Source organism: Pseudomonas sp. GW101-3H06, assembly GCF_059424605.1.
Map to the genome: position 1 here is coordinate 6,075,749 of NZ_JBWKZO010000001.1, position 19,210 is coordinate 6,094,958.

General features: G+C 60.8%; 23 protein-coding genes. 17 read left to right on the forward strand and 6 right to left on the reverse strand.

The window, feature by feature from the left end:
- Positions 1–23 precede the first annotated feature (23 nt).
- The 4 genes from AC07ZE_RS27995 to pilG all read right to left on the reverse strand — a co-directional run bounded on the left by AC07ZE_RS27995 (position 24) and on the right by pilG (position 3,612).
- Positions 24–2,084: a methyl-accepting chemotaxis protein gene (locus tag AC07ZE_RS27995; RefSeq protein WP_207267595.1), complete on the reverse strand. Its 2,061-nt coding sequence runs from the start codon at positions 2,082–2,084 to the stop codon at positions 24–26.
- A 150-nt stretch (positions 2,085–2,234) separates the two neighbouring features.
- On the reverse strand, positions 2,235–2,774 hold the full coding sequence (locus tag AC07ZE_RS28000; protein WP_207267596.1) for a chemotaxis protein CheW: 540 nt from the start codon (positions 2,772–2,774) through the stop codon (positions 2,235–2,237).
- 10 nt (positions 2,775–2,784) lie between these two features.
- Positions 2,785–3,150, reverse strand: a complete 366-nt coding sequence (gene pilH / locus AC07ZE_RS28005) for a twitching motility response regulator PilH (RefSeq protein WP_095196378.1) — start codon at positions 3,148–3,150, stop codon at positions 2,785–2,787.
- 57 nt (positions 3,151–3,207) lie between these two features.
- Positions 3,208–3,612: a twitching motility response regulator PilG gene (pilG, locus tag AC07ZE_RS28010; RefSeq protein WP_046053663.1), complete on the reverse strand. Its 405-nt coding sequence runs from the start codon at positions 3,610–3,612 to the stop codon at positions 3,208–3,210.
- A 235-nt stretch (positions 3,613–3,847) separates the two neighbouring features.
- Between pilG and gshB the strand changes: the two genes are divergently transcribed.
- The 7 genes from gshB to AC07ZE_RS28045 all read left to right on the forward strand — a co-directional run bounded on the left by gshB (position 3,848) and on the right by AC07ZE_RS28045 (position 9,854).
- Positions 3,848–4,801 carry a glutathione synthase gene (gene gshB, locus AC07ZE_RS28015; RefSeq protein WP_207267597.1) on the forward strand — a complete coding sequence of 318 codons (954 nt, stop codon included), beginning with the start codon at positions 3,848–3,850 and terminating at the stop codon, positions 4,799–4,801.
- A gap of 64 nt (positions 4,802–4,865) precedes the next feature.
- Complete coding sequence (locus tag AC07ZE_RS28020; protein WP_207267598.1) at positions 4,866–5,765, forward strand: energy transducer TonB; 900 nt, start codon at positions 4,866–4,868, stop codon at positions 5,763–5,765.
- Positions 5,766–5,945: 180 nt separating this feature from the next.
- Positions 5,946–6,518: a YqgE/AlgH family protein gene (locus AC07ZE_RS28025; RefSeq protein WP_207267599.1), complete on the forward strand. Its 573-nt coding sequence runs from the start codon at positions 5,946–5,948 to the stop codon at positions 6,516–6,518.
- Complete coding sequence (gene ruvX / locus AC07ZE_RS28030; RefSeq protein WP_207267600.1) at positions 6,518–6,955, forward strand: Holliday junction resolvase RuvX; 438 nt, start codon at positions 6,518–6,520, stop codon at positions 6,953–6,955. Before AC07ZE_RS28025 ends, ruvX begins: the two co-directional genes overlap by 1 nt.
- 95 nt (positions 6,956–7,050) lie before the next feature.
- Positions 7,051–7,554 carry a bifunctional pyr operon transcriptional regulator/uracil phosphoribosyltransferase PyrR gene (pyrR, locus tag AC07ZE_RS28035; protein ID WP_207267601.1) on the forward strand — a complete coding sequence of 168 codons (504 nt, stop codon included), beginning with the start codon at positions 7,051–7,053 and terminating at the stop codon, positions 7,552–7,554.
- 27 nt (positions 7,555–7,581) lie between these two features.
- On the forward strand, positions 7,582–8,586 hold the full coding sequence (locus AC07ZE_RS28040) for an aspartate carbamoyltransferase catalytic subunit (RefSeq protein WP_095196372.1): 1,005 nt from the start codon (positions 7,582–7,584) through the stop codon (positions 8,584–8,586).
- Positions 8,583–9,854, forward strand: coding sequence for a dihydroorotase (locus AC07ZE_RS28045; RefSeq protein WP_207267602.1), 1,272 nt, complete (start codon positions 8,583–8,585; stop codon positions 9,852–9,854). The genes AC07ZE_RS28040 and AC07ZE_RS28045 overlap by 4 nt, the downstream gene beginning before the upstream one ends.
- Positions 9,855–9,955: 101 nt before the next feature.
- On the opposite strand, the gene AC07ZE_RS28050 is transcribed toward AC07ZE_RS28045, so the two are convergent.
- Positions 9,956–10,384, reverse strand: a complete 429-nt coding sequence (locus AC07ZE_RS28050; RefSeq protein WP_207267603.1) for an NINE protein — start codon at positions 10,382–10,384, stop codon at positions 9,956–9,958.
- 249 nt (positions 10,385–10,633) lie between these two features.
- On the opposite strand from AC07ZE_RS28050, the gene AC07ZE_RS28055 reads away from it, so the two are divergent.
- Positions 10,634–11,251 carry a C40 family peptidase gene (locus AC07ZE_RS28055; RefSeq protein WP_207267604.1) on the forward strand — a complete coding sequence of 206 codons (618 nt, stop codon included), beginning with the start codon at positions 10,634–10,636 and terminating at the stop codon, positions 11,249–11,251.
- Between the two features lie 129 nt (positions 11,252–11,380).
- Here AC07ZE_RS28055 and AC07ZE_RS28060 read toward each other — a convergent pair whose 3' ends face one another.
- Positions 11,381–12,415, reverse strand: coding sequence for a type IV pilus twitching motility protein PilT (locus AC07ZE_RS28060; protein ID WP_207267605.1), 1,035 nt, complete (start codon positions 12,413–12,415; stop codon positions 11,381–11,383).
- A gap of 56 nt (positions 12,416–12,471) precedes the next feature.
- On the opposite strand from AC07ZE_RS28060, the gene AC07ZE_RS28065 reads away from it, so the two are divergent.
- The 9 genes from AC07ZE_RS28065 to AC07ZE_RS28105 all read left to right on the forward strand — a co-directional run bounded on the left by AC07ZE_RS28065 (position 12,472) and on the right by AC07ZE_RS28105 (position 19,158).
- The gene (locus AC07ZE_RS28065; RefSeq protein ID WP_207267606.1) at positions 12,472–13,158 is read left to right on the forward strand and encodes a YggS family pyridoxal phosphate-dependent enzyme; all 687 of its coding nucleotides are present in this window, start codon (positions 12,472–12,474) and stop codon (positions 13,156–13,158) included.
- 24 nt (positions 13,159–13,182) lie between these two features.
- Entirely contained in the window at positions 13,183–14,001 is an 819-nt protein-coding gene (gene proC / locus AC07ZE_RS28070; RefSeq protein ID WP_207267607.1) for a pyrroline-5-carboxylate reductase, read from the forward strand.
- A gap of 25 nt (positions 14,002–14,026) precedes the next feature.
- The gene (locus tag AC07ZE_RS28075) at positions 14,027–14,614 is read left to right on the forward strand and encodes a YggT family protein (protein ID WP_207267608.1); all 588 of its coding nucleotides are present in this window, start codon (positions 14,027–14,029) and stop codon (positions 14,612–14,614) included.
- Positions 14,615–14,805: 191 nt separating this feature from the next.
- Complete coding sequence (gene metX / locus AC07ZE_RS28080; RefSeq protein ID WP_207267609.1) at positions 14,806–15,945, forward strand: homoserine O-succinyltransferase MetX; 1,140 nt, start codon at positions 14,806–14,808, stop codon at positions 15,943–15,945.
- A 7-nt stretch (positions 15,946–15,952) separates the two neighbouring features.
- Positions 15,953–16,573, forward strand: a complete 621-nt coding sequence (metW, locus tag AC07ZE_RS28085) for a methionine biosynthesis protein MetW (RefSeq protein ID WP_060542415.1) — start codon at positions 15,953–15,955, stop codon at positions 16,571–16,573.
- Between the two features lie 25 nt (positions 16,574–16,598).
- Positions 16,599–17,033, forward strand: a complete 435-nt coding sequence (locus AC07ZE_RS28090; protein ID WP_207267610.1) for a DUF4426 domain-containing protein — start codon at positions 16,599–16,601, stop codon at positions 17,031–17,033.
- Positions 17,030–17,626 (forward strand): RdgB/HAM1 family non-canonical purine NTP pyrophosphatase, encoded by a 597-nt coding sequence (gene rdgB / locus AC07ZE_RS28095; RefSeq protein ID WP_095196362.1) that lies wholly within the window; start codon positions 17,030–17,032, stop codon positions 17,624–17,626. Before AC07ZE_RS28090 ends, rdgB begins: the two co-directional genes overlap by 4 nt.
- A gap of 44 nt (positions 17,627–17,670) precedes the next feature.
- Positions 17,671–18,825 carry a radical SAM family heme chaperone HemW gene (hemW, locus tag AC07ZE_RS28100; protein WP_207267901.1) on the forward strand — a complete coding sequence of 385 codons (1,155 nt, stop codon included), beginning with the start codon at positions 17,671–17,673 and terminating at the stop codon, positions 18,823–18,825.
- Between the two features lie 9 nt (positions 18,826–18,834).
- Positions 18,835–19,158: a DUF3392 domain-containing protein gene (locus AC07ZE_RS28105; RefSeq protein WP_075946317.1), complete on the forward strand. Its 324-nt coding sequence runs from the start codon at positions 18,835–18,837 to the stop codon at positions 19,156–19,158.
- Positions 19,159–19,210: the final 52 nt, after the last annotated feature.

The following is a 19,210-nucleotide window of genomic DNA, read 5'->3' on the forward strand; positions in this document are numbered from 1 at the left end:
AATTGCATGCGCCCGCAGGCGGTTCAAACTTTGTCGGTCACCTGTGTTTTGGTGGCCGGCAAGGTGAAACCGGACACCGACCGCCGCAGCTGGCTGGCCATTTTTGCCAGGTTGCCGATGCTCTCGGCGGTGGCGGTGGAACCGGACGAGGTCTGCGTGGTGATCTGCTGGATCACGTTCATCGTCAGGGAAATCTGACCGGCAGACGACGTCTGTTGCTGTGCGGCGTTGGAAATGCTCTGGATCAGCGCCGCCAGGGTTTTGGAAACCCCTTCGATTTCTTCCAGGGCCACACCCGCATCGTGCGCCAGACGTGCGCCGCGCACCACTTCGGTGGTGGTCTGTTCCATGGAGATGACCGCTTCGTTGGTGTCGGTCTGGATCGCCCGCACCAGGGTTTCGATCTGCCGGGTGGCGGCCGAAGAGCGCTCCGCCAGCCGTTGCACCTCGTCGGCGACCACCGCGAAACCACGCCCGGCATCCCCAGCCATGGACGCCTGGATCGCCGCATTGAGCGCGAGAATGTTGGTCTGATCGGCAATGTCATCGATCAGGCTGACAATGTCGCCGATTTCCTGGGAAGACTCGCCAAGACGCTTGATCCGCTTGGCAGTGTCCTGAATCTGTTCGCGAATATTGTCCATGCCGTGGATGGTGTTGTGCACCACCTCGTTGCCCTTGTTGGCGATTTCCACCGAGCGCTCAGCCACTGCCGAGGATTCGGCGGCATTGGCCGACACCTGATCGATGGATTCGGCCATGTCGTTGATCGCGGTGGAGGCTTCGGAAATCTGCTGCGCCTGATGCTCCGAAGCCTGCGCCAGGTGCATGGCGGTGGCCTGGGTTTCCTGCACTGCGGCGGCGACCTGGCCGGCCGTCAGGTTAATGGTCGCCACGAGATCGCGCAGCTGGTCCACGGAATAGTTGATCGAATCGGCGATGGTACCGGTGAAGTCCTCGGTCACCGAGGCGGTCACGGTCAGGTCACCGTCGGCCAGGTCTTCGATTTCGTCGAGCAGTCGCATGATTGCATTCTGGTTGCGCTCGTTCTTCTCGGCGGTTTCCCGCAGCTGGCGGTTGGTTTCGCGGACCATCACCAGACCGATGAGGATGATCGACATCAATGCCGCCAGACCCAGCACATAGCCGCCAATGGTGTCGGTGTTGCGCCCGCTGGCAAGGTTTTCGAAACCTCCGGCCAGGTGCGAGGCTTCGTCAAGCAGGGTCTGCGACAGGCTGAAAATATTGGTGGCCGACTCGCGGACCTTGAACAGCTCCGGCGAGGTTTCGAGGATTTCATCCACCGAGCCGGAGACGAACTCGAACAGCTCGGAAATCTCCATCAAGCGCGCCCGCGCATCACGGTCTTCGACCTGGCTGACCCGCAGCGCCACATTGCCCTGGAGCATGCCGTTGAGCACCTGGCCGAACCGCGCCGCATCGCGACCGAAGACGTCGGCCGCCTGCTGCGAGTTTTCGTCGCCGGACAGCACCGTGTTCACCGCGCCCAGAATGCGTTCGGCCAGCAGTGATTGACGCTGGGCCATCGCCACCTGGGCAGCCGGTGCGCCCCGCTGCAGGAGGATCTCCACCACTTTCTCGTATTCGACCTGCAACTGCGGCACGGTTTCGGCCAGTGTCGCGGCCACTTGATGCAGCGACAGCACGGTCTGCTCGCTGGAAAGAATGGCGTCGGTGTTTTTCAGCAGGCGCTCCCAGTCCATCTGCACCGCGCGCATTTCCGGGCGCACGACCGCTGGTGCCGGCGGCAGGCCGGTGGATGGGTCGCCTTTTTTCAGATAGCTCCAGCGTTGGGCAAAATCATTGCGCGCATCGCTGAGCAGCTTGAACGCCGCGGCCTTGCCGGCGGCGGCTTCGGTGGCGTTCTTGGCAATGCGCTGGGACAAGACGCGCAGCTCGCCGGCGTGACCGATGTACTGTTTGTCGTATGTGGCCTGGGTGTTGAGGTACGCGAAATTGGCGAACAACAGCATGATGAAGATGATCAGCGCGATAAACAGCGCGATGATCTGCGAACGACTGCGCGACCCTTCCATTGGCTTGCCTGTTTTAGCTTTTATCATCGGTCTTCGCCTGTTAATCCACACCGTTCAAACCTTGCCGAAAAACCCTGTGGGAGCGGGCTTGCTCGCGAATGCGGGGTGTCATTCAGCAATGATGTTGACTGACACTTCGCATTCGCGAACAAGCCCGCTCCCGCAAAGGGTCCATGTTTACAGCGCGATGTTCATGAAGCCTTGGGACCTCGCCAGCGCAAACGGGCTGAACACCCGCCATGTCTGATCACGCTGAAAGCACCCTTCGACAAATGCCGACATCGGCCCCTGCACGACATCTGCCGGCACAGGCTGCAGGCTGTCCTGGGCGAAATGCTGGAGGCCGAACACTTCATCGACCATCAGCCCGGCAAACACTTCTTGATGCTCCACCACCAACACCCGCCGCTGCCTGCGCGCTGTCGACAGTTCATGGCCCAGGAAGCCACCAAGATCCATGATCGGCAGCAAGCGCCCGCGCAGGTTGGCCACGCCCTTGACCCAGGACTTGACGCCCGGCACCTGGGTAAAGCGTGGCTCATGAAGCACTTCACTGACTTCGCCCATGGGCGCGACGTACCAGTGCTCGCCCAGGCGAAAACCGATGCCGCTCCAGCTGTCCTGCCGGGCCGGCTGGGAAGGCAAGTCCGCCGCCAGCAGACGACAGCGCTGGTCGATCTGCAGCAGCAGCTCAAAGGCCGTCAGCGACTCGGTCATGGCCGGACAATCAACCCGGCAGCACGTTGTTCAGGGTTCTGATCAAGGTCTCTTCGTCAACTGGCTTGGTCAGATAGTCCTTGGCACCCTGGCGCGTGCCCCAGACCTTGTCGGTTTCCTGATCCTTGGTGGTGATGATGATCACCGGGATGTGCCCGGTTTCCGGATCTTTGGTCAGCTGGCGGGTTGCCTGGAACCCGTTGAGGCCGGGCATGACGATGTCCATCAGCACCGCATCGGGTTTTTCCAGGCGGGCCAGGGCCACGCCGTCGGCGCCGTTTTCGGCTTTCAATACTTCATGACCGTGTTTTTCCAACATGCCGGTCAGTTTGTACATTTCAGTCGGCGAATCATCGACGATCAGAATACGTGCCATGGTCTTCCCCATTCTTGTCGACACAAGGCCCGTTGGCCGAGCATCACTTCTGGTGTCTTACTGCGGCAAAACGGCGGCGAAGCCCGGAACATGGGCCTGGATCGCGTTCAGCAGTTCTTCCTTGCTGAAAGGCTTGGTCAAAAACTGGTCGGAGCCGACGATGCGCCCCTTGGCCTTGTCGAACAGCCCGTCCTTGGACGACAGCATAATCACTGGTGTGGACTTGAACGCACTGTTGTTCTTGATTAAAGCGCAGGTCTGATAGCCATCCAGACGCGGCATCATGATGTCGACGAAGATGATACCGGGGTGATTGTCTGCAATCTTGGCCAGGGCATCGAAACCGTCGATGGCCGTGATGACCTCACACCCCACGTTCTTGAGCAGCGTTTCGGCGGTACGGCGAATCGTCTTCGAATCATCGATCACCATGACCTTCAAGGCGCTGGGTTGCTGTTCCATAATTGCTCTACCGTCGCCTTTACGAATCTATTTGTCCATTTGCAGTGGGTCGAGGGCCCCAAACCCTTGATGCTCAAGGGCCAGCACAACATGGCAGCCTTTTTAGCACAGTCTCCAATGCCAATCTATCGGCCGACCTTCGAGGTGGTTTTTCCTTGACCGCAAACCCACGCAGCGCCACTCTGACGCCACTTTTTTCATACCACTGCGGTAGCCATTTTTCGAGGAAAACCCAATGAGCGTTCGCGTCGGGATTGTCATGGACCCTATCGCCAGCATCTCCTATAAAAAGGATAGCTCGCTGGCCATGCTGCTGGCCGCGCAGAAGCGTGGCTGGGAACTGTTCTACATGGAACAGCGCGACCTGTACCAGGCCGAAGGCCAGGCCCGGGCGCGGATGCGCCCGCTGAAAGTGTTTGCCAACCCGGAAAAATGGTTCGAACTGGGCACCGAAAACGACGCGCTGCTGAGCGATCTGGACGTGATTCTGATGCGCAAGGATCCGCCGTTCGACATGGAGTTCGTCTATTCCACCTATTTGCTGGAACAGGCAGAAAACGCCGGCGTACTGGTGGTCAACAAGCCGCAGAGCCTGCGCGACTGCAACGAGAAACTGTTCGCCACGCTGTTCCCGCAGTGCACGCCGCCGACCATCGTCAGCCGCCGTCCGGATGTGCTGCGCGAATTCGCCGACCATCACGGTGACGTGATCCTCAAGCCGCTGGACGGCATGGGTGGCTCCTCGATTTTCCGCCACACCGCGGGACATCCGAACCTGTCGGTGATTCTCGAAACACTGACGCTGCATGGTCAGCAGCAGATCATGATTCAGGGCTACCTGCCGGCCATCGTCGATGGCGACAAACGCATTCTGATGATCGATGGCGAACCGGTGGACTACTGCCTGGCGCGTATTCCCGCCGCTGGCGAAACCCGTGGCAACCTCGCCGCTGGCGGCCGTGGCGAAGCACGTCCGCTGACCGAGAAAGATCGCTGGATTGCCGCGCAAGTCGGTCCGACGCTGCGGGAAAAAGGCCTGCTGTTCGTCGGCCTCGACGTGATCGGCGAGCACCTGACGGAAATCAACGTCACCAGCCCGACCTGCATCCGCGAGATCGACAATGCGTTCGGCACCGATATCGGCGCAATGCTGATGGATGCCATCGATCAGAAGCTCAAGGCACGTTGATTAGCCAAACCAACATTGCGTTATCATGCGCGGCCTGTGAAAACGCGATGTTGGTTTCCTTGTCATGACCCTCCCGTCCGATCTGCCCCCCGAACTCGCCCATAGCGGCGTGCGCCCGGCCGATCGCCTCGGTTTTACCCTGTTTCTGGCGGCGCTGGTGCACCTGGCGTTGCTGTTGGGCGTCGGTTTTACGGTGGTCGAACCCCAGCAAATCAGCAAAACCCTGGAAATCACCCTCGCCACGTTCAAAAGCGAAAAGAAGCCGGAAAAGGCCGATTTTCTTGCTCAAGAGAATCAGCAAGGCAGCGGCACCCTGGATAAAAAGGCCATCCCCAAGACCACCGAGGTCGCGCCTTTCCAGGACAACAAGGTGCAGAAAGTCACGCCACCACCGGCAGCCAAGCCTGAAGTGCAGGAAACGGCGCCCAAGGCGGCCGTGACCACCGTCGCGCCGAAGCCGAAAAAAGCCGCCACAAAAACCGAAGAACCCAAGCCCGTCACCAAACCTGCAGTGGCCGCGCCGACGTTCGATGCTGAACAGCTATCGAGCGACATCGCCAGCCTGGAAGCGGAGCTGGCCAATGAACAGCAACTCTACGCCAAGCGCCCGCGCATCCACCGCCTGAGCGCCGCTTCGACCATGCGCGACAAGGGCGCCTGGTATAAAGACGAATGGCGCAAGAAGGTCGAGCGCATCGGCAACCTGAATTACCCCGACGAAGCACGGCGCAAACAGATCTACGGCAACTTGCGCCTGATGGTGTCGATCAACCGTGACGGCTCGCTGTATGAGGTGCTGGTACTGGAATCCTCCGGGCAACCGCTGCTGGATCAGGCGGCGCAGCGCATCGTGCGCCTGGCGGCGCCATTCGCACCCTTTACCGGGGATTTGTCGGATATCGACCGCCTGGAGATCATCCGCACCTGGAAATTTGCACGCGGGGATCGCCTCTCAAGCAATTGATCCCCGCAAATCCCCTGCGGGAGCGGGCCTGCTCGCGAATACGGTCGATCATTCAACTTTGATGTCGACTGACACAACGCCTTCGCGAGCAAGCCCGCTCCCACATTTGATCTGTGCCGACTGCCAAATTGAGGCATCCCCAGCTTGTCAGTTTGCCCCTCCGACGCCACACTAGCGCTCATGAAAAACGTCAGCCCCAGCTACCTCAAGCATCACTTCCTGATCGCCATGCCTCACATGGTCGACCCGAACTTTGCGCACACCTTGACCTACATCGTCGAGCACACGGCCAATGGTGCCATGGGGCTGGTGGTCAACCGCCCGCAGGACCTGAACCTGGCCGATATCCTCGAGCAATTGCGCCCCAATATCGAACCGCCGGTCCTCTGCCAGCATGTGCCGATCTTCATCGGCGGGCCGGTTCAGACCGATCGCGGCTTTGTTCTGCATCCGTCGGGCAAGACCTTTCAGGCGACCGTTGATCTGGAAGGTGACTTGTCCTTGTCGACCTCCCAGGACGTATTGTTCGCCATCGCCGATGGCGTCGGCCCGGCAAAAAGCCTGATTGCCCTCGGCTACGCCGGTTGGGAAGCCGGCCAGCTGGAAGCCGAACTGGCCCAGAACGCCTGGCTGACCTGCCCGTTCGACGCCAACATCCTGTTCAACACCAGCAGCGAACTGCGCCTGGAAGCGGCGGCCAAGCACCTGGGTGTCAACCTCAGCCTGCTCACCAGTCAGGCGGGTCACGCCTGATGGGCCTGCGCCTGATTCTGGGTTTTGACTACGGCACCAAACAGATCGGCGTCGCGGTCGGCCAGGTGATTACCGGCCAGGCCCGCGAGCTGTGCACCTTGAAAGCGCAGAACGGCATTCCCGACTGGGATCAGGTCGAAGCGCTGATCAAAGAATGGAAGCCCGATGCCGTGGTGGTCGGCCTGCCGCTGAACATGGATGGCACGCCCAGCGACATGTGCGTGCGTGCGGAAAAATTCGCCCGCCGCCTGAACGGCCGCTTCAACCTGCCCTTCTACACCCACGATGAGCGCCTGACCACTTTCGAAGCCAAGGGCGAACGCCTGGCCCGTGGCGGGCAGAAAGGCAGCTACCGCGACAACCCGGTCGACGCCATCGCCGCCGCCTTGCTGCTGCAAGGCTGGCTCGACGAAAACAGCGCGCTGTTCGAATCCTGACGTCACTAATCCTGAAGAACCGCCAAGCGTCTCTTTATAGCTGCAACCCGAGCCCTCTCAAGCGACACCCGTCTCGGGCCCAAGAAGGAGCAATCATGAGCCTGCCAAATCCAGCCGAACTGATCAGCCAGATGGCGATCCAGCTTGAAGCCTACCTGGCCAAACGCGGCATCAGCGAACCGCGCTACATCGGTATTCGTACCGGCGGCGTATGGGTCGCCCAAGCCTTGCTCAAAGAGATGGGCAACAATGAGCCCCTCGGCACGCTCGACGTTTCCTTTTACCGCGACGACTTCAGCCAGAACGGCCTGCACCCACAAGTGCGTCCCTCAGCCCTGCCGTTCGAAATCGAAGGCCAACACCTGGTGCTGATCGACGACGTGTTGATGAGCGGCCGGACCATTCGCGCCGCCATGAACGAACTCTTCGACTACGGCCGCCCGGCCAGCGTGACACTGGTGTGCCTGCTGGACCTGGACGCCGGCGAGCTGCCGATCCGCCCGAACGTGCTGGGCGCGACCCTGTCTCTGGCGGCCCACGAACGGGTGAAGCTGTCCGGCCCGGAGCTTGCGCTCGAACTGCAAGACCTCGCCCTTTAATTCGCCCTATTGAGAGTCCCCCTTGCGATGACGCCTCTAGAAACCAAGCGCCCGCTGCAGCTCAATGATCAGGGCCAGCTGCGCCACTTCCTCTCGCTCGACGGTTTGCGCCGCGAGTTGCTGACGGAAATCCTCGACACCGCCGACTCCTTCCTTGAAGTCGGCGCCCGGGCAGTCAAAAAGGTCCCGTTGTTGCGCGGCAAAACCGTGTGCAACGTGTTCTTCGAGAACTCCACCCGCACCCGCACGACCTTCGAACTGGCGGCCCAGCGCCTGTCGGCGGACGTGATCACCCTGAACGTGTCGACATCGTCGGCAAGCAAGGGCGAAACCCTGCTCGACACCCTGCGCAACCTGGAAGCCATGGCCGCCGATATGTTCGTCGTGCGTCACGGTGATTCCGGCGCCGCGCACTTCATCGCCGAACACGTTTGCCCGCAAGTGGCGATCATCAACGGCGGCGACGGCCGTCACGCCCACCCGACCCAGGGCATGCTCGACATGCTCACCATCCGCCGGCACAAGGGCGGTTTCGAAAACCTCTCGGTGGCCATCGTCGGCGACATCCTGCATTCGCGGGTGGCGCGCTCGAACATGCTGGCGCTGAAAACCCTGGGTTGCCCGGACATCCGCGTCATCGCGCCGAAAACCCTGTTGCCGATCGGCATCGAGCAGTACGGCGTGAAGGTCTACACCGACATGACCGAAGGCCTGAAAGACGTCGACGTGGTGATCATGCTGCGTCTTCAGCGTGAGCGCATGACCGGCGGCCTGCTGCCCAGCGAAGGCGAGTTCTACCGCCTGTTCGGCCTGACCACCGCGCGCCTGGCCGGCGCCAAGCCCGATGCCATCGTCATGCACCCGGGACCGATCAACCGTGGCGTGGAAATTGAGTCGGCGGTGGCCGACGGCCCGCACTCGGTGATCCTCAACCAGGTGACCTACGGCATCGCGATTCGCATGGCCGTTTTGTCCATGGCCATGAGCGGGCAGACTGCGCAGCGCCAATTCGAGCAGGAGAACCTTCAGTGAAGCTCAGCATCCTCGGCGCCCGCGTCATCGATCCGGCCAGCGGCCTGGATCAAGTCACCGATATCCATATTGAAGCCTGCAAGATCGTCGCCATCGGCGCCGCGCCCGCCGGCTTTGTCGCCGTCGACACCCTCGACGCCAAAGGGCTGGTGGCTGCCCCTGGCCTGGTCGACCTCAACGTCGCCCTGCGCGAACCGGGCTACAGCCGCAAAGGCTCGATCGCCAGCGAAACCCGTGCCGCCGCGGCCGGTGGCATCACCAGCCTGTGCTGCCCGCCGAAAACCAAACCGGTCCTGGATACTTCGGCGGTGGCCGAATTGATCCTCGACCGCGCCCGCGAAGCCGGCAATACCAAAGTGTTCCCGATCGGCGCGCTGAGCAAAGGTCTGGACGGCGAACAGCTGGCCGAACTGGTCGCCCTGCGCGATGCCGGTTGCGTGGCCTTCGGCAACGGCCTGGAGAGTTTCCGCAACACCCGTACCCTGTGCCGGGCGCTGGACTACGCGGCCACCTTCGACCTGACGGTGATTTTCAACTCCCAGGATCACGACCTCGCTGAAGGCGGTCTGGCCCATGAAGGCCCGACCGCGAGCTTCCTCGGCCTGCCGGGCATTCCGGAAACCGCCGAAACCGTGGCCCTGGCCCGGGATCTGCTGCTGGTTGAACAAACCGGCGTGCGCGCGCACTTCAGCCAGCTCACCAGCGCACGCGGCGTGGCCCTGATCGCCCAGGCACAGGCCCGTGGCTTGAAGGTCACGGCCGACGTGGCGCTGTATCAGCTGATCCTCACCGACGAAGCCCTGATCGACTTCAGCAGCCTGTATCACGTCCAGCCGCCGCTGCGTACCCGCGCCGACCGCGACGGTCTGCGTGAAGCGGTTAAATCGGGCGTGGTTTCGGCCATCTCCAGCCATCATCAACCCCACGAGCGAGACGCTAAACTGGCGCCATTCGGTGCCACCGAGCCTGGGATCAGCAGCGTTGAATTGCTGCTGCCATTGGCGATGACGCTGGTGGAAGATGGTTTGTTGGACTTGCCGACGTTGCTGGCACGTTTGAGCGCCGGCCCTGCCGAGGCGTTGCGCCTGCCGGCCGGCAAACTGGCGGTGGGTGGGGCGGCGGATATCGTGCTGTTCGATCCTGCGGCTTCGACCGTGGCCGGTGAGACCTGGCTGTCCAAGGGCGAGAACTGCCCGTTCATAGGCCACACTCTGCCGGGCGTGGTGCGCTATACCCTGGTGGACGGCCGGATCAGCCACCAGGCGTAAGACCGCATTGCCTGCATTCGCGAGCAGGCTCGCTCCCACAGGATTCAGGTAATCCCTGTGGGAGCTGGGTTGTCGGGTCGCAGCACCGCAGCGATGGCGTCTTAGTAGGCGCCTCTTTTCTGAGCGTTACGCAGGGAAACCTGATCATTGAGCGTCCAGAAGTCATACAACACTCCCAGGAAGAACAGCCCGCCGGTCAGCAGGTACACCAATCCGCTGATCCATTTCCCCTGATACATCCGGTGTATGCCGAATACCCCGAGAAACGTCAGCAGAATCCACGCAACGTTGTATTCGATCGGCCCGGCGGTGAACCGCAGGTCCGCTTCGCGGTCCATGGCCGGGATCAGGAACAAGTCGATCAACCAGCCAATCCCCAGCAATCCGAAGGTAAAGAACCAGATCGTCCCGGTCACCGGCTTGCCGTAATAGAAGCGGTGAGCACCGGTAAAACCGAAAATCCACAGCAAGTAACCGATCACTTTGCTGTGTGTGTCTTGGTGCGGGACGGGCGGTTGATAGGTGTTCATGGAGGACCTCGATTCACACGATAGATAAATATTCTTTAAATCTTTGTGACTTTTTTACGAGCAGCCGACGTATGGCAACTGCTACTGTCCCTTCCGCCAAACCCTTATGGCGCCTGACTTCTGTCGGACAATTGCGTCAATTTACCGCTTATTTGGTTCCGTTAGACCCCGATGGAATCGACAAACGGCCTCGGAATGCCAAAAAAAGCTGTTATAAAGTTGCGCGCTAACCCATACGAGCCTTGCCTAATGCGTCCATTTTTCAAGACATGGCTAACCATTTGCCTATTATTGCCACTGGCCGCCCACGCCACCAATCGTGAGCAACGTCTTCCGAACGTTAATGGTTACACCCCAAAATCCCATGCTTCGGCTCCTTCGAGCAAAAGCAAGAAATCGCTCAAGAGCGCTCCTCAGCTGATCAGCAAGAGCAGCCTGGTTCCGCCAATGGGAACCAAGGAAAGCAGCAACGTCCTGAGCCGCGCCGTCAACGTCCTCGGTACGCCTTACCGTTGGGGCGGCAGCAGCCCAAGCAAAGGTTTCGACTGCAGCGGCCTGGTGAAATACGCGTTCAATGACGCCTCGTTTGACCTGCCACGCACATCCAACGCCATGGCCAGCGGTCATGGCGAGAAAGTCGATCGCAAGGACCTCAAGCCGGGCGATCTGATTTTCTTCAACCTCAAGAGCCGTCGAGTCAATCACGTTGCCATCTACCTGGGCAACGACCGCTTCATCCACGCGCCTCGCCGTGGCAAGTCGGTGACCATCGATACCTTGAAGAAACCGTATTGGGAAAAGAACTACGTGGTTGCCAAACGGGTTCTGCCGAAAGAACCGAAAGCGTTGCAGGTTGTTCAGCGCTGATTTCAGCGTTTTGAATCCTCTTCGGACATAACGCCCTCTTCGCGAGCAGGCTCGCTCCCACAGTGGCATGCATTTCACTGAGGGAGCGAGCCTGCTCGCGAAGGCGTCCTTGAAACCACCGCACCCCCCTCAGAAATTATCCGGCGACCGCGCCTTCTCCCGAGCCAGCTCACGACTGACCACCCCCCGGGCAACCAAATCCTTCAAGCCCATATCCAGCGTCTGCATCCCCAACGACCCGCCCGCCTGAATCGATGAGTACATCTGCGCCACCTTGTCTTCGCGGATCAGGTTACGGATCGCCGACGTACCCAGCATGATTTCGTGGGCAGCTATACGCCCGCCACCGATTTTCTTGACCAGCGTCTGCGACACCACCGCCAGCAACGATTCCGAGAGCATCGAGCGCACCATGGATTTCTCGTCCCCCGGAAACACGTCGACGATCCGGTCGATGGTTTTCGCCGCCGATGTGGTGTGCAGCGTACCGAACACCAAATGACCGGTTTCGGCGGCGGTCAGTGCCAGGCGAATGGTCTCCAGGTCGCGCATCTCGCCCACCAGAATCACATCCGGGTCCTCGCGCAGGGCCGAGCGCAGGGCAGTGGCGAAGCTGCGGGTATCGCGGTGGACTTCGCGCTGATTGATCAGGCATTTGCGCGACTCGTGAACGAACTCGATCGGATCTTCGATGGTGAGGATGTGGTGATGACGATGGTTGTTCAGGTAGTCGATCATCGCCGCCAATGTGGTGGATTTACCGGAACCGGTCGGCCCGGTCACCAGCACCAGACCCCGAGGCGCGTCGGTCATCTTGCGGAACACGTCGCCCATGCCCAGTTCATCCATGCTCAGGACCCTGGACGGGATCGTGCGGAACACTGCGCCGGCACCGCGGCTCTGATTGAACGCGTTGACCCGGAAACGCGCGACACCGGGCACGTCGAAGGAAAAGTCGGTTTCCAGATGCTTTTCGAAGTCCACCCGCTGGGTGTCGCTCATGATGTCGTAGATCAGTGCCTGCACTTCCTTGTGGTCCAGGGGCGGCAGATTGATTCGCCGCACATCGCCATCGACTCGGATCATCGGTGGCAGGCCGGCGGACAGATGCAGATCGGATGCGCCCTGTTTTGCGCTGAAGGCCAGCAGTTCAGTGATATCCATAGCGCTCCCCAATTCCAGTAGAATGCCGCGAACCTTCAGACCGCTGGCACCCTTTGATGTCCACCATAGCAGACAACATTGAACTGGTTAGTTCGCGCATACATGCCGCAACACTCGCCGCCAATCGTGACGAAAACAGCGTCCAATTGCTGGCCGTGAGCAAGACCAAACCCGCCCAGGACCTGCGCGAAGCCTATGCTGCCGGCCTGCGTGACTTTGGTGAAAACTACCTGCAGGAGGCTCTGGGCAAACAGCTCGAATTGGCCGACTTGCCCTTGATCTGGCACTTCATCGGCCCCATTCAGTCGAACAAGACTCGTGCCATCGCCGAGCACTTCGACTGGGTGCATTCCGTGGATCGTCTGAAAATCGCACAGCGTCTGTCCGAACAACGTCCCGCCGAACTGCCGCCATTGAACATTTGCATCCAGGTCAACGTCAGCGGTGAAGCCAGCAAGTCCGGCTGCAGCCCGGCCGACCTGCCGGCTCTGGCCAACGCTATCAACACCCTGCCACGCCTGAAATTGCGCGGGTTGATGGCCATTCCCGAGCCAACGGAAGATCGCGCCGCCCAGGATGCCGCTTTTGCTGCCGTGCAAAGCCTGCAAGCCAGCCTCAATCTACCGCTCGACACACTTTCCATGGGCATGAGCCACGATCTCGAATCGGCCATCGCCCAGGGTGCCACTTGGGTCCGTATCGGCACGGCTTTATTCGGTGCCCGCGACTACGGCCAGCCTTAAATACTTTCTTTATAAGGACCTGACATGAGCAAGACGCGTATTGCCTTTATCGGTGCCGGCAACATGGCCGCCAGCCTGATCGGCGGCCTGCGGGCCAAAGGTCTGGACGCCGCGCAGATCCGCGCCAGCGATCCGGGTGAAGAAACCCGAGCCCGCGTGAGCGCCGAACACGGTATTGAGGTGTTCGCCGATAACGCCCAAGCCATTGAAGGCGCCGATGTGGTCGTGCTGGCGGTCAAACCCCAGGCGATGAAAGCCGTCTGCGAAGCCATCCGCCCAAGCCTGAAACCTGGGCAACTGGTGGTTTCGATCGCGGCCGGCATCACCTGCGCCAGCATGAACAACTGGCTCGGCGCTCAGCCGATCGTGCGCTGCATGCCCAACACCCCCGCACTGCTACGTCAGGGTGTGAGCGGTTTGTTTGCCACCGCTGAGGTCTCCGTCGAACAACGTCAGCAGGCGCAAGACCTGCTGTCAGCCGTTGGCATCGCGCTGTGGTTGAACGAAGAGCAGCAACTGGACGCGGTCACCGCCGTTTCCGGTTCCGGCCCTGCGTACTTCTTCCTGCTGATCGAAGCCATGACCGCCGCCGGCGTGAAGCTCGGCCTGCCGGCGGACATCGCCGCCCGACTGACCGTGCAAACCGCCCTGGGCGCCGCGCACATGGCCGTGGCCAGCGACGTCGACGCCGCTGAGTTGCGTCGTCGCGTCACTTCGCCCGCGGGCACTACGGAAGCAGCCATCAAGTCGTTCCAGGCCGATGGCTTCGAAGCACTGGTCGAAAAAGCACTCGGCGCCGCCGCGCACCGCTCCGCCGAGATGGCTGAGCAACTCGGTCGCTAATCAGCACTTAAAAAAGGAATCAATAATGCTCGGACTCAATGACGCTGCCATTTTTGTGATTCAAACCCTGGGCAGCCTGTATCTGCTGATCGTGTTGTTGCGCTTCATCCTGCAATTGGTGCGGGCGAACTTCTACAACCCGCTCTGCCAGTTCGCCGTGAAGGCTACCCAACCACTGCTCAAGCCACTGCGCCGGGTCATCCCGAGCATGTTCGGCCTGGACATGTCTTCGCTGGTATTGGCGCTGCTGGTGCAGATGGCACTGTTCGCGGTCATCCTGCTGCTCAGAGGCTACGACATCGATCTGCTGTTACTGGCGCCATGGGCGCTGATCGGTATCTTCGCGCTGTTTTTGAAGATCCTGTTCTGGGCGATGATCATCAGCGTGATCCTGTCCTGGGTTGCTCCGGGTAGCCATAACCCGGGTGCGGAACTGGTCCAGCAGATTTCTGAACCGGTACTCGCGCCGTTTCGCCGGATCATTCCGAACCTGGGCGGCCTCGACATCTCGCCGATCTTCGCGTTTATCGCCCTGCAATTGCTGCAAAGCTGGCTGATTCCGCGCCTGGCGTACTACGCGCTGATGCCCAAGGAACTGTTCGGCCTGATCTGATTCTGGCTAACCGCGTCATCGTTCTTCGCGAGCAGGCTCGCTCCCACATGGGAATGCATCCCCCTGTGGGAGCGAGCCTGCTCGCGAATGGCACACCTCGGTCTTCCCGGGAAAAAACAGGCCCGGCCTTTGCTTGCCGCTAACCCCAGCGGTCTTTAGACTTACGCCTCATTTCAACGAGAGCAGGGTCGATGCCAGCTGCCTTCCCCCCCGATTCTGTTGGTCTGGTGACGCCGCAAACGGCGCACTTCAGTGAACCCCTGGCGTTGGCCTGCGGTCGTTCGCTCGCGGCCTATGACCTGATTTACGAAACCTACGGCACGCTGAACGCCACGGCGAGCAATGCCGTGCTGATCTGCCACGCCTTGTCCGGCCACCACCACGCAGCCGGTTTCCACAGCCCCGACGACCGCAAGCCCGGTTGGTGGGACAGCTGCATCGGCCCCGGCAAGCCCATCGACACCAACAAGTTCTTTGTCGTCAGCCTGAACAACCTCGGCGGCTGCAACGGCTCCACCGGCCCGAGCAGCACCAACCCGGAAACCGGCAAGCCATTCGGCGCCGACTTCCCGGTGCTGACCGTGGAAGACTGGGTGCACAGCCAGGCGCGCCTGGCGGACCGGCTCGGCATCGGCCAATGGGCCGCTGTCATCGGCGGCAGCCTGGGCGGCATGCAGGCGTTGCAGTGGACCATTACTTACCCGGACCGTGTGCGCCATTGCCTGGCCATCGCCTCGGCACCCAAGCTGTCGGCGCAGAACATCGCTTTCAACGAAGTGGCGCGCCAGGCGATCCTCACCGACCCCGACTTCCACGGCGGTTCGTTCCAGGAGCAAGGCGTAATCCCCAAGCGCGGGCTGATGCTCGCGCGGATGGTCGGGCACATCACTTACCTGTCCGACGACTCCATGGGCGAGAAATTCGGTCGCGGCCTCAAAAGCGAGAAGCTCAACTACGACTTCCACAGCGTCGAGTTCCAGGTCGAAAGCTACCTGCGCTATCAGGGTGAAGAGTTCTCCGGGCGTTTCGACGCCAACACTTACCTGCTGATGACCAAGGCCCTGGACTATTTCGACCCGGCAGCCAGCTTCGACGATGACCTGGCCAAGACCTTCGCCAATGCCACCGCCAAGTTCTGCGTGATGTCGTTCACCACCGACTGGCGCTTCTCCCCGGCGCGTTCACGGGAACTGGTGGACGCGTTGATGGCGGCGCGCAAGGACGTCTGCTACCTGGAAATCGACGCACCGCAAGGCCACGACGCCTTCCTGATTCCGATCCCGCGTTACTTGCAGGCGTTCGGCAATTACATGAACCGCATTACGTTTTGAGGAAGACATGAGAGCCGATCTGGAAATCATCCAGGAATGGATCCCCGCCGGCAGCCGCGTGCTCGACCTCGGTTGCGGCGACGGCGAACTGCTGACCTGGCTGCGCGACAACAAGCAAGTCACCGGTTACGGCCTGGAAAACGACGCGGACAACATCGCCGAGTGCGTGGCCAAGGGCATCAACGTCATCGAGCAGGACCTGGACAAGGGCCTGGGCAACTTCGCCAGCAACAGTTTCGACATCGTGGTCATGACCCAGGCGCTGCAAGCGGTGCACTACCCGGACAAGATCCTCGACGAAATGCTGCGGGTGGGCCGCCAGTGCATCATCACGTTCCCGAATTTCGGTCACTGGCGCTGCCGCTGGTACCTGGCCAGCAAGGGCCGGATGCCGGTTTCCGAGTTTCTGCCGTATACCTGGTACAACACGCCGAACATCCACTTCTGCACCTTCGCCGACTTTGAAGCCTTGTGCCGCGAACGTGAAGCGAAGGTCATTGATCGGCTTGCCGTGGATCAACAGCATCGGCACGGGTGGGCCAGCAAGCTATGGCCTAATCTGTTAGGTGAGATCGGCATTTACCGCGTCAGCAGCCCGGGGCTTGCAGACCACAAGGTCGCGGTCTGAACACCTTTATTCGAGGAGAACGATCATGGGTCGTCTAGCGCTGTTTCTACTCACCGCCTGCCTGAGCGTCACGGCCATGGCCGCTGATGCGATCAAAGGTGATCGCAAGGAAGTCTTTGGCGACACGACGGTGCACTACAACACCTTCAACTCCACCTTCCTGACGCCGGACATCGCCAAGGCCGCGGAACTCACCCGCAGCAAGAATCAGGGCGTGATCAACATTTCGGTGCTCAAGGACGGCAAGCCGCAGATGGCCCAGGTCAGCGGCACAGTCAAAGACCTCACCAGCCAAAGCGTGAACCTGAAATTCAAACAGATCACCGAGCAAGGCGCGATCTACTATATCGCCCAGTTCCCGATACCCCAGCAGGAAACCCGCACCTTCGACATCAAGGTGCAGACCGGTGACAAAATCAACACCATCAACTTCAACCAAGAGCTTTTTCCCGGCGAATGATCAACTTCACGCAACTCGTACTCGCCAGCCATAACGCCGGCAAACTCAAGGAGCTCCAGGCCATGCTCGGCGAATCGGTGCAACTGCGCTCGATCGGCGAGTTCAGCAGCGTGGAGCCTGAAGAAACCGGCCTGTCGTTCGTCGAGAACGCCATCCTCAAGGCCCGCAATGCCGCGCGCATTTCCGGCCTGCCGGCACTGGCTGACGATTCGGGGTTGGCGGTGGACTTCCTGGGCGGCGCACCGGGCATCTACTCGGCGCGTTATGCCGACGGCAAGGGCGATGCAGCCAACAACGCCAAACTGCTCGATGTGTTGAAGGACGTACCGCAAGCCGAACGCGGCGCGCAGTTCGTCTGCGTGCTGGCGCTGGTGCGGCATGCCGACGACCCACTGCCGATTCTCTGCGAAGGCCTGTGGCACGGGCGTATTCTGACCCAGGCCAGCGGCGAGCACGGTTTTGGCTACGACCCGTTGTTCTGGGTCCCGGAGCGGGATTGCTCCAGCGCCGAGCTAAGCCCGAGCGACAAGAACCAGATCAGTCACCGCGCCCGTGCAATGGATCTGCTGCGCCAGCGTCTGGGCTTGAAATGACCATTGAATCATCCGCGCCGCCGCTGATCTTCGGCGGCGCGCAAATGCCTCGGGCGGCCTTGCCAGTGCTGCCGCCCCTGGCGCTGTACATCCACATCCCGTGGTGCGTGCGCAAATGCCCTTATTGCGATTTCAACTCCCACACCGCCAGCCCCGTGCTGCCGGAAGAAGAGTACGTGGACGCGCTGCTGGCCGACCTCGATCTGGACCTGCACGCCGTCTACGGTCGCGAGTTGAGTTCGATCTTCTTCGGTGGCGGCACGCCTAGTCTGTTCAGTGCCGAGGCATTGGGCCGTTTGCTCAAGGGGGTCGAGCAGCGCATCCGGTTTGCCAGCGACATCGAAATCACCCTGGAAGCCAATCCGGGGACATTCGAACAAGAGAAATTCGTCGCCTACCGTGCGCTGGGGATCAATCGCCTGTCGATCGGCATCCAGAGTTTTCAGCAAGAGAAACTCAAAGCACTGGGACGGATTCACAATGGCGACGAAGCGGTGCGAGCCGCCGGCATGGCGCGCCAGGCCGGGTTCGATAACTTCAACCTGGACTTGATGCACGGTTTGCCCGATCAATCCCTGGACGATGCGCTGAGCGATCTGCGCCAGGCCATCGCCCTGAAGCCGACCCATTTGTCCTGGTACCAGCTGACCCTGGAGCCGAACACAGTGTTCTGGAACCAGCCGCCGACGCTGCCGGAAGACGACATGCTATGGGACATTCAGGAAGCGGGTCAGGCGCTGCTCGCCGAACACGGTTACGCCCAATATGAAGTCTCGGCCTATGCCCAGCCCGGACGTCCGGCACGGCATAACCTCAATTACTGGAGCTTTGGCGATTTCATCGGCATCGGCGCCGGTGCCCACGGCAAGCTCAGCCATCCGGACGGGCGCATCATCCGCACCTGGAAAACCCGGCTGCCGAAAGACTACCTGAACCCTGCAAAACGCTTTCAGGCTGGCGAGAAAACACTGACCAATGATGAAATGCCGTTCGAGTTCCTGATGAACGCCCTGCGCCTGACCGCGGGAGTCGAATCGCGCTTGTATCAGGAACGTACCGGGATGTCCCTGGAAAGCCTTGCCCAAGGGCGCCGTGAAGCCGAACAAAGTGGCCTGTTGCAGGTCGAACCGTCACGTCTGGCGGCCACCGAGCGCGGACAGCTATTTCTCAACGACTTGCTGCAGAATTTTCTGACATAAGGAAATCGAATGGACTTGGTACTCGACCTGCTCGCCACCGTCTCTCGCTGGAGCCGCAGCAATCTCTCGGAAATTGCCCTGGCCCTGGTGGGCTGCCTGCTGGTGCTGTTCGGTGCGGACTTCAAAGGCTGGGTCGAGCAACGCCTGGGCAGCATCGCCGGCGCCTTGCGCGTTCCGCTGATGGCCCTGCTGTGCATGATCGGCAGCGGTGCCGCGTTGATCTATGCCACACCGTGGATCGTCAAGGGCTTGAGCCAGTTCAACAACTACAGCCTGGCGCCGGTGTTGTTGGTGGTGTTGGTGCTCATCGGCGTCGTCGCCGACCGCCGCTGATCTCAGCGACGCCCTAAAACAACTGTGGGAGCAAGCCTGCTCGCGAATACGG